Source organism: Mesorhizobium prunaredense (assembly GCF_900156895.1).
Taxonomy (GTDB): domain Bacteria; phylum Pseudomonadota; class Alphaproteobacteria; order Rhizobiales; family Rhizobiaceae; genus Mesorhizobium; species Mesorhizobium prunaredense.
In genome coordinates, this window is record NZ_FTPD01000082.1 from 201,611 (window position 1) to 215,211 (window position 13,601).

The following is a 13,601-nucleotide window of genomic DNA, read 5'->3' on the forward strand; positions in this document are numbered from 1 at the left end:
TCCTGTTTACGGAAGCAGGAACGCTATGCGGCATATATTGAGCTCCTTTCTGGCCTTGCACTGGGCGGTCGTTTTCGCCCTGCTGGCGTTCATCTGCATCGATGGGAATCGCGGTGTTGCGGCAGCGCTTGGCGTGCTCGGCGTCGCCATCCAGAACACCCGCTTCGTCGGCCTCGAAAACGCCGTCTTGGTGGCGCCGCCTGCCGTAGCGCTGCTTGCCGTAGCGCTGCTGGTCGTAGCGGTGCTGTTCTGCTGGGCCTTTGTCGAGGCTCTGTTTAGCGACCCGAAAAATCCGGACGCGACCGATAACGTCGTGCGGGTCGCCTTCATCTCCGCCTCCGGTGTGCTGTCGCTGATTGTCGTCGGCGGCGCCGCGCAAGGCATCAACGGGCTATTCATGGTTGTCGCGGTGCAACTGGCGGCACTGCTGGCTTCCTATGTCGCCATGCTCGCAGAGCGGCGGTCGGCCCTGGCCGCAGCGGTTCCGGGCACGGGTGAAATCAGTGGCGCCGCGCATGTGATGGCGAAGGCGGCGGCGCACAACTCGGCGCTCTCGCGCATTTCCGGCCGGCTGGACACGAACTTGTGGCCGGACACGAACTTGAGGGACCGCTGATGCGCACCTTGTTCGCGCTATGGGCGGCCCCGCTCGCCCTGTTCTGGGGCTGGTTCTTCCTGTCGCTCAACGACATCAATTTCGGCTATGTCATGCTGAGCCGCCAATTGCATGACCTCGTCTTCCAGCTCTATGGCGAGATGCTTGGCATCGATCCGGCGCTCATCCCCGGCATGGTCGCAAAGGCCTGCATCCTCGACAGCCTGCTGCTCATGGCGTTTTGGGCGTTTCGCCGCCGCCGCGTGATTGGTGGCTGGATCAGGATAATGCGCGACCGCTATTTCGACCAGGCGTCGACGCCGAGCGCCTGAAGCCGGTCGAGAACGCCCTGCAGAATAAAGGCCGCCGCGGCCGAATCGATCTTGCCGGCGCGTTTGCGGCGCGAAAAATCCATCTCGATCAGCGTCCGCTCGGCCGCCACCGTCGACAGCCGCTCATCCCACAAAACGAAGGGCAGGTCGGTCACACCAGCCATGTTGCGGGCGAAGGCGCGGGATTTCTGGGCGCGCGGGCCTTCCGACCCGTCCATGTTGACCGGCAGGCCGAGCACCACGGCACCGACATTCTCTTTCTGCAGCAAGGCGAGCAGCACTGCGGCATCCAGCGAGAACTTCCTGCGCATGATGACGGGCCGCGGGTGGGCAAAGGCAAAGCCCCGGTCGGAAACCGCCACGCCAATCGTCTTGTCGCCAAGGTCGAGCCCGGCCAGCGTCTTGCCGCCGCCGAGCCGCGCCGGCAACTCCTCGATGGTGATGATGCTCAACGGCTTTCCTCGGACTATACGCCGCAAAGGACGCTGTGGGACTTTAATTTCACTGCCGGCGTTCTATCCTTTGGCGAAGCAAGAATCGAGGAAGGCATTCATGAAACTGACCTGGTACGGACATTCCGCATTTTGCGTCGAAACCACCGATGCGAAAATCCTCATCGATCCCTATCTGATCGGCAATCCGTCATGGACGGGCGGCTGGGAAGAGCCGGCGGAAGGGGTCACGCATGTTCTGTTGACCCACGGCCACAGCGACCACATCAGCGGTGCGCTTGAAGTGCTTGGGAAAAGCGGCGCCATGCTGGTCGCCAATTTCGAGGTCTGCATGTATCTGGTCGGCAAGGGCGTCAGCGACAAGAAGATCAATCCGGGCAATATCGGCGGCACGATCGATTGCGGCGGCTTCACCACCACCTTCGTCCAGGCGCTGCATTCCTCGTCGTTCCCGGGCGACAAGGGCCAGAACACCTATCTCGGCAATCCCGGCGGCCTCGTGCTGCATTTCCAGGAAGACAAGACGCTCTACCATATGGGCGACACCGACATTTTTTCCGACATGGCGCTGATCAACGAATTGCACGAGCCGAAGATCGGCATCGTGCCGATCGGCGACCGCTTCACCATGGGCGGCGCGGTGGCAGCCCTTGCCTGCCGGCGCTTCTTTCAGTTCGAGACGGTAATTCCCAGTCACTTCGGCACATTTCCGATCATCGACCAGACCGCCGACAAGTTTGTCGCGGGGTTGGAGGGATCCGGCGTGAAGGTGGCATTGCCGGAGATCGGCGGGACGATTAGCTTGTAGAAGACGCTAGGTATAAGGCGCCAAAATGGAGTGAAAACATGGTTTTGAGGGGCTTTCTTTTCATTTCTGTTCTTTCTGTGGCCTCCCCGGCTCCCGCCGCGGAGGACTTCATCAAAGGCGTCTATCTCCAGTCCGAGGACCTTTGTGCGCAGGCCAAGAAGGACACACTGGAGACCCTGATCGACGCCGGCAACATCGTGCTCTCGGCGCGTGGCCTGCAAAGCGTCGAATACGATTGCGAGTTCCTTCAGATCACCAAGGCGACGCTCTCGCCGAGCTGGGCGGTGACAGCCATATGTCAGGAGCCGGGCCACGTCTTTCCGGACGTTCTCTCCGTAACGCAAATGAGCGCGAAGCAGATCGATCTGGTTTCGGTCCGACCCGCGGAAGACGAAAGCGAAGGGGGCAGCAACAGCGGCAGCTATTTCCTCTGCGACGGCGTTGCCCTGCCATAGACCTTCTGGGCCGGTTCTCGGCACGATGCATGTTGCGCGGCAAGCGCCGCGCCGCTATAGCGCGGACTGGTTTTCCCGAGGCACAAGCAAATATGTCCGTTGATCTGCAGACAGTGAAGCGCGTCGCGCGTCTCGCCCGCATTGCGGTGAGCGAGGCGGATGCCGAGCGCATGACCGGCGAGTTGAACGCCATTCTCGGCTTTGTCGAGCAGTTGAACGAGGTCGACGTCTCCGGCGTCGAGCCGATGACTTCGGTGACCCCGATGGAGATGAAGAAGCGCCCGGACGTCGTCACCGACGGCAGCAAGGCGGCCGACATCGTCGCCAACGCACCGGCCACCGAAGAGAATTTCTTCCTCGTTCCGAAGGTCGTGGAGTAGCGGGCCGATGGCAATCGAGATCGCCATCGAAACGCCGCTGCAGGACGATGTGCGCGGGCTGGTCAAGGAGCTCAACGACACGCTGCTGGAACTGACGCCGCCGGAGCACTGCTACCACATGACCGTCGAGCAGATGGCCGACAACGACACGACTGTCTTCATCGCTCGCGACAACGGTCTTGCCGTCGGCTGCGGCGCGCTGAAGCGCCACGACGGCGCCGTCGGCGAGGTCAAGCGCATGTACACGCGGCCTTCGCATCGCGGGCAGAAGATCGGCGCCGGGATCGTCGAGCGAATCGAGGCGCTGGCGCGCAATGAAAGACTGAAGCGTCTTGTGCTGGAAACCGGCGACCGCCATCCGGCTGCGTGGACCGTCTATGAACGCGCCGGATTTTCGCGCTGCGGCCCGGTGCTGGACTATCCCGATTCCGGGTGGTCGGTGTTTTACGAAAAGAGCCTTGCCTGATGAGCGACCTGACCCACCTGACGATTTCGCAGGCCCGCGCCAAGCTGCGCGCCAGGGAAATCACCGCAACCGAGATCACCGAAGCCTATCTCCAGGCAATCGAGCGGGCCAATCCGGCGCTCAACGCCTATGTCGTCATAACCGATGACAAGGCCCGCGACATGGCCAGGGCCTCGGACGCGAAGCTTGCGAAAGGCGAGGGCGGGTCGCTCGAGGGCATTCCGCTCGGCATCAAGGACCTGTTCGGCACCGAAGGCATCCACACCCAGGCCTGCAGCCATGTGCTGGACGGCTTCAAGCCGCACTACGAATCGACCGTCACCGCCAATCTGTGGGCCGACGGCGCCGTCATGCTCGGCAAGCTCAACATGGACGAGTTCGCCATGGGCTCGTCCAATGAGAGCTCCTACTACGGCCCTGTCGTCAATCCGTGGCGGCGTTCACGCGTCGACACGATGGTGATGCCGACCACGCATCAGGGCGATGGCGGTTTTGTCTCGGCCGGCGGCACCAGGACCGCGCGCACGCTGGATAACGCCCAGCTGGTGCCGGGCGGCTCGTCGGGTGGCTCGGCCTCCGCCGTTTCGGCGTTCCTGTGTGCCGGCGCCACCGCCACCGACACCGGCGGCTCGATCCGCCAGCCCGCCGCCTTCACCGGCACGGTCGGCATCAAGCCGACCTACGGCCGCTGCTCGCGCTGGGGCATCGTCGCCTTCGCTTCGTCGCTCGACCAGGCCGGTCCGATCGCCCGCGACGTGCGTGACGCCGCGATTCTCTTGAAATCCATGGCCTCGGTCGATCCGAAGGACACCACCTCGGTCGACCGCCCGGTGCCGGATTACGAGGCGGCGATCGGCAAGCCGATCAAGGGCATGAAGGTCGGCATCCCCAAGGAATACCGCGTCGATGGCATGCCCGACGAGATCGAGGCGCTGTGGCAGAAGGGCATTGCCTGGCTGAAAGATGCCGGCGCCGAGATCGTCGACATTTCGCTTCCGCATACCAGATACGCGCTGCCGGCCTATTACATCGTCGCGCCCGCCGAAGCTTCGTCGAACCTCGCCCGCTATGACGGCGTCCGTTACGGGTTGCGCGTGCCGGGCAAGGACATCGTCGACATGTACGAGAAGACCCGCGCCGCCGGCTTCGGCCGCGAGGTCAAGCGCCGCATCATGATCGGCACCTATGTGCTCTCCGCCGGCTACTACGACGCCTACTATCTGCAGGCGCAGAAGGTGCGCAACCTCATCAAGCGGGATTTCGAAAACGCATTCACTGCCGGCGTCGACGTCATCTTGACGCCCGCGACGCCGTCGGCGGCCTTCGGCATCGCCGACGAGGACATGGCCGCCGACCCGGTCAAGATGTACCTCAACGACATCTTCACCGTGACCGTGAACATGGCCGGACTGCCGGGCATCGCCGTGCCCGCAGGGCTCGACGCCAAGGGCCTGCCGCTCGGCCTGCAGCTCATCGGCCGGCCGTTCGACGAGGAAACCTTGTTCCAGACCGCCCATGTCATCGAACAGGCGGCGGGTACGTTCCAGCCGGAAAAGTGGTGGTAGTGTCGTCTCCCATCTGAAGGGGTGAGGGATGTTCTACTACCTTTCCAAGGTATTCTGGCTCCTCGTCCAGCCGTTGAATCTGGCGATCATCCTGCTGCTGGTCGCGTTGCTCGCTGCCTCGGTCGGGCGCAGAAAGCTGTTTGTCACCGGCAGCGGGCTGGCGTTTCTCATCCTCGCCCTCTCGACCTGGACCTCGATCGGGGCACTGATGCTCAATCCGTTGGAAGAACGCTTTCCGCGCCCGCCGCTGCCGGAGAAGGTCGATGGCATCGTCGTGCTCGGGGGCGGCATGGATGGCGCCGTCAATTTCGTGCGTGGCGGCTATGAACTGAGTGCAAGCGGCGATCGGATGGTTGCGGCGGCCGTGCTGGCACGGCATTATCCGACAGCGAAAGTCGTCATCTCCGGGGGCGGCATCGCAATGATCGGCGATGGCGAGGGCGATGCAGAAACAGCGCCGCGTCTGTTCGCCGCGCTTGGTGTGACGGCCGATCGGCTGATCCTCGAGAAAAAATCCCGCAACACCGACGAGAACGCCGCCTTCACCCGGGAACTGGTCACCCCGAAACCGGGCGAGACCTGGCTGCTGGTGACCTCGGCCTTCCACATGCCCCGCGCCAAGGCGCTTTTCGACAAGGTCGGCTTTGCCACCGTTGCCTGGCCGGTCGATTTCCGCACCTCCGGCAAGGAAGGCATCGGCCTGTCTCGCGACGATCCCTTCGGTTCGCTGCAGACCACCAGCGCGGCGGTCCGTGAATGGATCGGGCTCGTCGCCTACCGGCTGTCGGGCCGCATCGATCGGCTTTTTCCCGGACCGGGCGTCGGCTCGGGCGGCTGACCGATCACGGCTTGCCGCGCCGCCGAGAAGAACTGGCGACGCACCAGAACCGCCAGCAACAGCAGCGTCGACAGCACGAACACTTTTGGGTCGACGAACCAGCCGAGATAGCCGATCGAGAAGAACACGCCGCGCATGCCGGAATTGAAATGTTTTCCGGCCAGCATGTTCATGCGCGCCGCCCGCCATACCGCCGTCTCGCTGACCGGGTTGCGCGAAGCCTCGCCGTGCGGGATCGGCACCGCACCGATCAGGATCGAGCAATAGTTGAACAGCCGGTAGGCCCAGCCGAATTTGAAAAAGGAATAGGCAAGGATCAGCACCAATCCGAACACCTTCATTTGAAAGGCGGAGCGGGACGACGTCGCGCCGAGCGGCAGATCGCTCAGCACCGAAACAACCTGATCGGAGGCGCCGAGCAGGGCAAAACAGCCGCCGATCGCAATCAGCGAACTGGAGGCGAAGAAGGCGGTTCCCTGTTGAAGGCCGGCCATGATGGCGGTGTCGACAATGCGGACCTCGCGTTCGGCCATGTTTCGCATCCAGGCTTGACGCTGGACGTTCATCGCCGTCGTCAGCGACATGCGCCCGACCAGCTTTCCGTCGGAGGCGAGCGTATGCAGCACCCACACGAAAAGGAAGAAACCCAGCGCAACGAGGTCTGCCGTCGACAAATGGAAGGAATCGCCCATGCAACCCTCTTACCACAAGCGGTGACTGCGCTTCGATGGCGGAACGCAACGATGTCGCTGCCGGAGCAAACAAGGTCGGCAGGTGCAGCGCCGCAATCTTCGAAAGAGCGGAAACATCACAGGAATTCCTATATGTAAATTCCAATAGGAGAGAGCGGCGCGTGTTCCTTTCGGTTTTCGACCTGTTCAAGATCGGCATTGGACCATCGAGTTCGCACACGATGGGACCGATGACGGCTGCGCGGCGTTTTCTCGACGAGGTCGCGGGAGATGACTGGCCACGCCCGGCCGGCGCCAAGGTCGACCGCATCGCCGCCAGCCTGCACGGCTCGCTTGCCTATACCGGCATCGGCCATGGTTCAGATCGCGCCGTCGTGCTCGGGCTTGCCGGCCAGACGCCGCAGACGGTGGACCCCGATCAGGCGGACGGCATCGTCGACCGTATCGCCGCAGAAAAGCGGATTTCGCCGCCAGGCCATCCGTCCTATCGCTTCGACCCGGCCACGGATCTGGTGCTGGATCGCAAGACGCCGCTTTCCGGCCACGCCAACGGCATGGCTTTCTCCGCCTATGATGCCGACGACCGCCTGCTGCTCAAGCGCATCTACTATTCGATTGGCGGCGGCTTCGTGGTTTCCGAAGAAGAGCTGCAGCGGATGAAGGCGAAGGGCTCGGTGACGACGGAAGGCAAGAAGGTTCCATACCCCTTCAAGAACGCCGTCGAGATGCTGTCGATGGCCGCGAAAACTGGTCTTTCCGTCGCCGACATGAAGCGCGTCAACGAAGAGACGCTGATGACGCGCGAGGAGCTCGACGCCGGCCTCGACGGCATCTGGAGCGCCATGAAGAGTTGCATCGAGCGCGGCCTGTCGCAGGACGGCATCATGCCGGGCGGCCTGAAGGTGCGCCGACGCGCGCGTCAGTTGCATGACAAGCTGCAGGAGCAGTGGCGGCAGAACCGGCCCAATCCACTGCTCGCCAACGACTGGCTGTCGATCTATGCCATGGCGGTGAACGAGGAGAACGCCGCCGGCGGGCGCGTCGTCACCGCGCCGACCAATGGTGCTGCAGGCACGCTGCCGGCGGTGCTGCGCTACTGGCTGCATTTCCACCCCGAGGCCGACCAGCCAAGCATCCGCGATTTCCTGCTGACCGCGGCAGCGATCGGCGGCATCATCAAGACCAACGCTTCGATCTCGGGCGCCGAAGTCGGCTGCCAGGGCGAAGTCGGTTCGGCCTCGGCGATGGCGGCAGCGGGGCTGTGCGCCGTGATGGGTGGCACGCCCGAGCAGGTCGAGAACGCCGCCGAGATCGCGCTTGAGCATCATCTCGGCATGACCTGCGATCCGGTCGGCGGGCTGGTGCAGGTGCCTTGCATCGAGCGCAACGCGCTCGGCGCCGTCAAGGCGGTGACTGCCGCGTCGCTGGCCATCAAGGGCGACGGCGTTCATTTCGTGCCGCTAGATGCCGCAATCGAGACCATGCGCCAGACCGGCCTCGACATGAACGAGAAATACAAGGAAACCAGCCTCGGCGGACTGGCCGTCAATATCGTGGAATGCTGAGCCAAACTTTGCACTGTGGATTGGCGCCGTGGAGAACAGCGGCACCTGTGGAGAAAGTCGGCACTGTGGAGAAAGTCGATTGGGCCAGTTGACGCCTTCGCGCGCCGGACTAAACCTTAATCCATGTCCCTCAATCTCATAAAGCTCTGCGTTGGCTGCGACAGCGTCGAAGATCTCGAAGAGTGGATCGCCTTCCGCCTCGACGAACGGTGGCGCGCCGGTGAACCGGTCGAGCACTACCACACCACCCGCATGATGCCGACGCGCAGCGCCGAGGTCACCGATGGCGGTTCCCTCTACTGGGTGATCAAGGGCAATGTGCAATGCCGCCAGTTGATCACCGAAATCCGTCCTTTCACCGATGACGAGGGTATCGGCCGCTGTCACCTGATCCTCGATCCCGCGGTCGTGCTGACTGAATGGCAGCCGCGCCGCGCCTTTCAGGGCTGGCGATATTTGAAACCGTCGGACGCACCGGCCGATCTCTCCAAGGGCAAAGCGGGATTGGTCGAAATGCCGCCGAAACTCAGGCGCGAGCTTGCCGATCTCGGCCTTCTCTAGGAAGACCCCAAAATTCAAAGCTGCGGTGTTCGCCGGCCCTCCAGATCGCCTCATGCTGGGCTTGCAAGCTGTGCGACAACGCCACATCTTGAATGTCATGAGCGACAAGAAGCAGCCCGTGCCCGCAAAGGCCAATCCTGCGCCGGTCGAATCCCAATCGAGCAGCGGTGAGATCGATGCGTTTATCCGTCAGGCAAGGACGCTCGCTGCGTCCGCGACCGGTACTGGCCGGCTGATCCTTTCCCTCGACGCGACGATGAGCCGCCAGCCGACCTGGGATCTCGCCTGTGCGTTGCAGGGCGAGATGTTCGACGCCGTCGGCAAGGCCGGGGCGCTCAAGGTCCAACTGGTCTATTTTCGCGGTCTTGGCGAGTGCCGCTCATCCGCATTCGTCACCGATACGAACGCGCTGAAGCAGCTGATGACGCGGATCGAATGCCGTAGCGGCCACACCCAGATCGGCAAGGTGCTCGCCCATGCGCTGAAACAGACGGCGGCGGCCAAGGTCAACGCGCTGGTCTATATCGGCGATGCGATGGAGGAAAACATCGACGATCTGGCGAAAAAGGCCGGCAGCCTCGGCCTGCACGGCGTTCCTGTCTTCGTCTTTCAGGAGGGCCATGATGCCGGCGCGGAAAAGGCGTTCAAGGAAATTGCGCGGCTGTCCAAAGGCGCCTGGTTCCGATTTGACCGGCGGGCCGCCGCAACCTTGGCCAGCCTGCTATCGGCGGTCGCCGTGTTTGCGACCGGCGGGCTGAAGGCTCTGGAGGCCAGGGGCAGGCCGGAAGACCGGCTGATGATCGAGCATCTGCGGAGCGGCAGGAAATGATGGGCGCGACTATCGCATTCGTGGCGTTGCTTTTGGTGCTGCTCGGCGTGGCCATGGTGTTTCTGCGCGCCGACCCCGCGAAACTCGCAAGCTGGATGAGGACGCTTGGGCCCGTCCTGCTGGCACTGATCGGCGTCGCCGCGCTTCTGGTTGGACGCGCAGGCATCGGCGGCTTGATCCTGTCGACGGCGCTCGCCTGGTATGGCTCGATGCGGATGAAGCGGCCGACTGCGAAACTGGAGCCGGGCAAGTATTCGACGGTGCGCACCGCGGCACTCGAAATGGAGCTTGATCACGATACCGGCACTCTGGAGGGCCTCGTGCTCGCCGGCCGCCATGAAGGCAAGATGCTGGGAACGATGAGCCTTGCGGAATTGCAGCAGCTTTATCGCGAGCTCCCCGGCGACCCGGAGAGCCGCCAGCTGCTAGAGACGTATCTTGACGGCAGATTTCCCATCTGGCGCGAAGACGCGGAGGCGAATGGTGGCGACGGGCTGGGTGTTTCGCCAGGTTCGGGCGCCATGACTAAGGAGGAGGCCTACAAGATCCTTGGTCTTGAAGCGGGGGCCGCCGCGGCGGATGTCCGCAAGGCGCACCGCCGCCTGATGCAGCGCCTGCACCCCGATCTCGGCGGCACTTCGTTTCTGGCGGCGCGGATCAACGAAGCCAAGGACGTCTTGCTCTCCAATCACAACTAGTCTCCTTCGACGCAGAATTCTTCCGGGAGATGTTTCGACGCCTCCTACTGGTGGACGGCGTAGCACTCGATTTTCTTTTTCTTCAGGGCATTGCAGGCTTTCGAGGCGGCAGTCTTCGAGCCAAAACCGAACCGGGCGCGGTAGTAGGTGACGCCGTCCTTTTCGAAGGCGACGGTGAAGCCCACAGCATCGGCCAGGACCGAAGGCGCCTGTTTGCTCGTCTCGTCCAGGAGAGCCTGGGCTTCGGACTGTTTTGGCGAAGAGGCGACCTGGACTGCCCAGCCGGACGGCACCGATGCCGTGTTGACGGGATCAACCGTTGCCGGTTCGCCATAGGCTGCTGCGACCCGTGCGGTCGCCACATCGTCCGCCGTGGCCGCGGCCACTGTCGCGATCTTCCTGGTCTGAGAGACGGGCCTGGTCTCAACGACGGGGGTGGCTTCTTCAACGACGGGCTCGGTTTCCTCCACCAGGGAGGCAATGGCATCGCCGTCCGGGGCCTCGTTGTACGGGGCATCGTCGTCCGGCCTGCTGTCCGGCGTCGGCGCGTCGCGCTTGGGCAGGAATACTTTCGCCAGAGCGGTGATCGGGTTGCCGCCGCCAGCCTTGGCGATCAGCATGCCGCTGCCGCGCGACGACGCCTTGGGCATGTAGGTTTTGATCAATGCGGCCATCTGGTTGTCGCGGCTGCCGCCGGATTTTCCGCCTATGACCACCGCGACGATGCGGCGGTCGCCGTCGTCGACCGAGGAGACGAGATTGTAGCCGGAGGCGCGGGTGTAGCCAGTCTTGATGCCGTCGACGCCCTTGATGCGTCCAAGCAGGCGGTTGTGGCCGTTGATGCGCCTGCGGCCGTAGAGAAAGGAACGCTGCGAGAAATAGCCGTAATACTGGGGAAAATGCTCCCGCAGCGCGATGCCGAGCACCGCCATGTCGCGCGCGGTGGTGAACTGACCGGGATTTGGCAAGCCGTGGGCGTTGCGGAAAACGGTCCCCTTCATGCCCAGTGCCCGCGCCTTGGCTGTCATCATGTGGGCGAAATTGGCTTCATTGCCGCCGAGAAGTTCGCCGAGCGCGGTTGCCGAGTCGTTTGCCGACTTGGTCACCATCGACAGGATCGCGGTCTCGACGGTGATCGCGCCGCCCCGTTTGACGCCGAGTTTGGTCGGCGGCTCGGCAGCAGCATTGGCCGAGAAGACGACCCGGGAGCTCTTGCCGATCTTGCCGTTCGCCATGGCCTCGAAGGCCAGGTAAAGCGTCATCATCTTGGTGAGCGAGGCTGGATAGCGTCGGCCATCGGAATTCGAAGAGTAAAGCACCTTGCCGGTCTTGGCGTCGATGACGATGGCCGCCGACCTCGCCGCCATGGACGAAGCAGAGCCGGCAACGACGAATGTCGTCGCCAAAGCGAGGATCATGATCGTTTTCAAAAAGGACGCGGATTTGGAGAGAATGCCCGACAACGCCTGACGCACCGATGGTTCCTTTGAATTTTTGTTGCGGTGGAGGCGGCAAAGGGGTCCTGCCTCACTTCAAGCCAAGCTATCGCAGCCAGCGTTACCAATCCGTTTATGGTAACCGCGGCGTTCACCATTTTCTTCGAGCTTGAGCTTTTCTTTATTCGAATTTTCGCCATTGCCCGATGGTTGCGCCGATTTGCTGGCCGGATGGCCGGGGCCGCACTAAACCCGCACTCGGTAAAAACTTGACTTTTGTGCAGTGCACAATATATTACTTGCATTGCACAACGCGGCCCGGGACAAGGCCGCGTCCACCGCTCAAGGACAACTGGCAAGGGATTGCGTGAATGACCCAGACCTATGAAGATTTCAGCAAATACGGCAAGGAGTTTGCGGATAGCGGCTTGAAGAGCTTCGCGTCCCTTTCGAAGGGTGCGCAGGCCATCGCCACCGAGGCGGGCGAGTACACCAAGAAAAGCTTCGAGGCCGGCAGCGCAGCAGCCGAGAAACTTTTGTCGGCCAAGTCGCTGGAGAAGGCGATCGAGATCCAGTCCGATTTTGCCAGGCAGTCGTACGAATCCTTCGTCACCGAAGCCACCAAGATCGGTGATCTCTATGCCGAACTCGCCAAGGAAGCCTACAAGCCGTTCGAATCGATCGTCGCAAAGGCGAAGTAATCTCGCTATAAGATGTGAACACGGCCCTCGGGCCAGCGGACCCGGTCGCGAATGTGCGGCCGGGTTTTTTCATGGCATTAAGTTTCCAGCCGATCGACGCTGATCTAAACAGCAATGAGCCAGCTTGTCGGAGGGCGAATGATGCATGGGTCGATAAATGATGCCGGCGCTCCGCTAACGCTGGAACATATCAGCCGACGCTTCGGCGACACCCTGGCGCTGGATGATGTTTCGCTTTCGATTGCGCCCGGAGAGATCGTCTGCCTGGTCGGCCAGTCCGGTTGCGGCAAATCCTCGCTTTTGCGGATCATTTCAGGAGTTGATACTGCCGACAGCGGAAGAATTCTGCTCAATGGCACTGAGATCGCGGGCGCGAACAGCTTTGTCGCGCCCGAAGACCGCAACATCGGTTTCATGTTCCAGGATTACGCCCTGTTCCCGCACTTGACCGTCGAGGAGAATGTGGCCTTCGGGCTCAGGCGGCTGTCGCGGCGCGAGGCGAGCGCCCGTGCGGCCGAGGTGATCGCCCGAATCGGCATCCAGGCGCTTTCCGGCCGTTACCCACACACGCTTTCGGGTGGCGAGCAGCAGCGAGTCGCACTGGCTCGGGCGCTTGCCCCAAAACCCGTCATCCTGCTGATGGACGAGCCTTTCTCGAATCTTGATCGTGGCCTGCGGGAGCGGGTGCGCGACGAGACCATTTCGACGTTGAGAGCCTTGGGGACGACGGCGATCCTCGTCACGCACGACCCAGAGGAGGCCCTTTCCGTCGGTGACCGGGTTGTGCTGATGCAGGCGGGGCGTGTTGTGCAGGTCGGGACGGGCTACGATATCTATGATCATCCCAATTCACTTTACGCCGCCGAATTTCTGTGCCCGTGCAACAGGGTAGAGGGCATCTACCGCGATGGCCGGGTCGAAACGGTGCTGGGCACCTTTCCAGCCCGACTCGGTCTTCCGGAAGGCGGCAAGGCGTTTGCCTGCATCCGTCCGCAGGCTCTCTGCCTTTCCGGTCCGGACGAAGGTCTGCCGGCGCTTGTCGTCAACCGTTCTTTTCTGGGTGAGATCGAAGAATTGTTGGTCAGGATCGAGGGCGTTGCTGATCTCTTGCGCTTGCGCACCACCAGCCGGATCGATGTAAAGCCGGGTGAGCCGATCCACCTGACCATCGATGCAGGCGGCGTCCTGATATTCGCTGCGGCATAAGTCGCAAGCGCTTTGGTCGCAA

Annotated in this window: 17 protein-coding genes; 14 read left to right on the forward strand and 3 right to left on the reverse strand. The window is 62.6% G+C overall.

Annotation, left to right across the window (positions count from 1 at the left end; genetic code table 11):
• Positions 1-25 precede the first annotated feature (25 nt).
• Together BQ8794_RS33750 and BQ8794_RS33755 are read left to right on the forward strand one after the other, a co-directional pair.
• Positions 26-616: a hypothetical protein gene (locus tag BQ8794_RS33750; protein ID WP_077384056.1), complete on the forward strand. Its 591-nt coding sequence runs from the start codon at positions 26-28 to the stop codon at positions 614-616.
• A complete protein-coding gene (locus BQ8794_RS33755) occupies positions 616-927 on the forward strand; it encodes a DUF6105 family protein (RefSeq protein ID WP_077384057.1) in 312 nt (103 codons plus the stop codon). Before BQ8794_RS33750 ends, BQ8794_RS33755 begins: the two co-directional genes overlap by 1 nt.
• Here BQ8794_RS33755 and ruvX read toward each other — a convergent pair.
• Positions 894-1,379, reverse strand: a complete 486-nt coding sequence (ruvX, locus tag BQ8794_RS33760; RefSeq protein ID WP_077384058.1) for a Holliday junction resolvase RuvX — start codon at positions 1,377-1,379, stop codon at positions 894-896. The two genes, BQ8794_RS33755 and ruvX, sit on opposite strands and share 34 nt — an antisense overlap.
• A gap of 100 nt (positions 1,380-1,479) precedes the next feature.
• Here ruvX and BQ8794_RS33765 point away from each other — a divergent pair, with 100 nt between their 5' ends.
• From BQ8794_RS33765 to BQ8794_RS33790, 6 genes are all read left to right on the forward strand, one after another.
• A complete protein-coding gene (locus tag BQ8794_RS33765; protein WP_077384152.1) occupies positions 1,480-2,187 on the forward strand; it encodes a metal-dependent hydrolase in 708 nt (235 codons plus the stop codon).
• 38 nt (positions 2,188-2,225) lie between these two features.
• Entirely contained in the window at positions 2,226-2,642 is a 417-nt protein-coding gene (locus BQ8794_RS33770) for a hypothetical protein (RefSeq protein ID WP_077384059.1), read from the forward strand.
• 92 nt (positions 2,643-2,734) lie between these two features.
• Positions 2,735-3,022 carry an Asp-tRNA(Asn)/Glu-tRNA(Gln) amidotransferase subunit GatC gene (gene gatC / locus BQ8794_RS33775; protein WP_077384060.1) on the forward strand — a complete coding sequence of 96 codons (288 nt, stop codon included), beginning with the start codon at positions 2,735-2,737 and terminating at the stop codon, positions 3,020-3,022.
• Between the two features lie 7 nt (positions 3,023-3,029).
• Positions 3,030-3,488 carry a GNAT family N-acetyltransferase gene (locus BQ8794_RS33780; protein ID WP_077384061.1) on the forward strand — a complete coding sequence of 153 codons (459 nt, stop codon included), beginning with the start codon at positions 3,030-3,032 and terminating at the stop codon, positions 3,486-3,488.
• Positions 3,488-5,053 (forward strand): amidase, encoded by a 1,566-nt coding sequence (locus BQ8794_RS33785; protein ID WP_077384062.1) that lies wholly within the window; start codon positions 3,488-3,490, stop codon positions 5,051-5,053. The genes BQ8794_RS33780 and BQ8794_RS33785 overlap by 1 nt, the downstream gene beginning before the upstream one ends.
• Before the next feature lie 28 nt (positions 5,054-5,081).
• Positions 5,082-5,891: a YdcF family protein gene (locus tag BQ8794_RS33790; RefSeq protein ID WP_077384063.1), complete on the forward strand. Its 810-nt coding sequence runs from the start codon at positions 5,082-5,084 to the stop codon at positions 5,889-5,891.
• On the opposite strand, the gene BQ8794_RS33795 is transcribed toward BQ8794_RS33790, so the two are convergent.
• On the reverse strand, positions 5,828-6,583 hold the full coding sequence (locus tag BQ8794_RS33795; RefSeq protein ID WP_077384064.1) for a DUF599 domain-containing protein: 756 nt from the start codon (positions 6,581-6,583) through the stop codon (positions 5,828-5,830). The genes BQ8794_RS33790 and BQ8794_RS33795 overlap by 64 nt on opposite strands.
• A 161-nt stretch (positions 6,584-6,744) precedes the next feature.
• Between BQ8794_RS33795 and BQ8794_RS33800 the strand changes: the two genes are divergently transcribed.
• From BQ8794_RS33800 to BQ8794_RS33815, 4 genes are all read left to right on the forward strand, one after another.
• Positions 6,745-8,148: an L-serine ammonia-lyase gene (locus tag BQ8794_RS33800; RefSeq protein WP_077384065.1), complete on the forward strand. Its 1,404-nt coding sequence runs from the start codon at positions 6,745-6,747 to the stop codon at positions 8,146-8,148.
• Between the two features lie 123 nt (positions 8,149-8,271).
• On the forward strand, positions 8,272-8,709 hold the full coding sequence (locus BQ8794_RS33805) for a DUF1489 family protein (protein ID WP_077384066.1): 438 nt from the start codon (positions 8,272-8,274) through the stop codon (positions 8,707-8,709).
• Positions 8,710-8,806: 97 nt separating this feature from the next.
• Positions 8,807-9,538, forward strand: coding sequence for a VWA domain-containing protein (locus tag BQ8794_RS33810; protein WP_167378939.1), 732 nt, complete (start codon positions 8,807-8,809; stop codon positions 9,536-9,538).
• Complete coding sequence (locus tag BQ8794_RS33815) at positions 9,535-10,236, forward strand: DnaJ domain-containing protein (protein ID WP_174654580.1); 702 nt, start codon at positions 9,535-9,537, stop codon at positions 10,234-10,236. The genes BQ8794_RS33810 and BQ8794_RS33815 overlap by 4 nt, the downstream gene beginning before the upstream one ends.
• Positions 10,237-10,280: 44 nt before the next feature.
• Here the strand turns inward: BQ8794_RS33815 and BQ8794_RS33820 are convergent, their stop codons facing one another.
• The gene (locus BQ8794_RS33820; protein WP_077384069.1) at positions 10,281-11,711 is read right to left on the reverse strand and encodes a D-alanyl-D-alanine carboxypeptidase; all 1,431 of its coding nucleotides are present in this window, start codon (positions 11,709-11,711) and stop codon (positions 10,281-10,283) included.
• Between the two features lie 332 nt (positions 11,712-12,043).
• Between BQ8794_RS33820 and BQ8794_RS33825 the strand changes: the two genes are divergently transcribed.
• Both BQ8794_RS33825 and BQ8794_RS33830 read left to right on the forward strand, forming a co-directional pair.
• Positions 12,044-12,373, forward strand: a complete 330-nt coding sequence (locus BQ8794_RS33825) for a phasin family protein (protein ID WP_077384070.1) — start codon at positions 12,044-12,046, stop codon at positions 12,371-12,373.
• Positions 12,374-12,514: 141 nt separating this feature from the next.
• A complete protein-coding gene (locus BQ8794_RS33830) occupies positions 12,515-13,579 on the forward strand; it encodes an ABC transporter ATP-binding protein (protein WP_077384153.1) in 1,065 nt (354 codons plus the stop codon).
• The last annotated feature ends 22 nt before the right edge of the window (positions 13,580-13,601 follow it).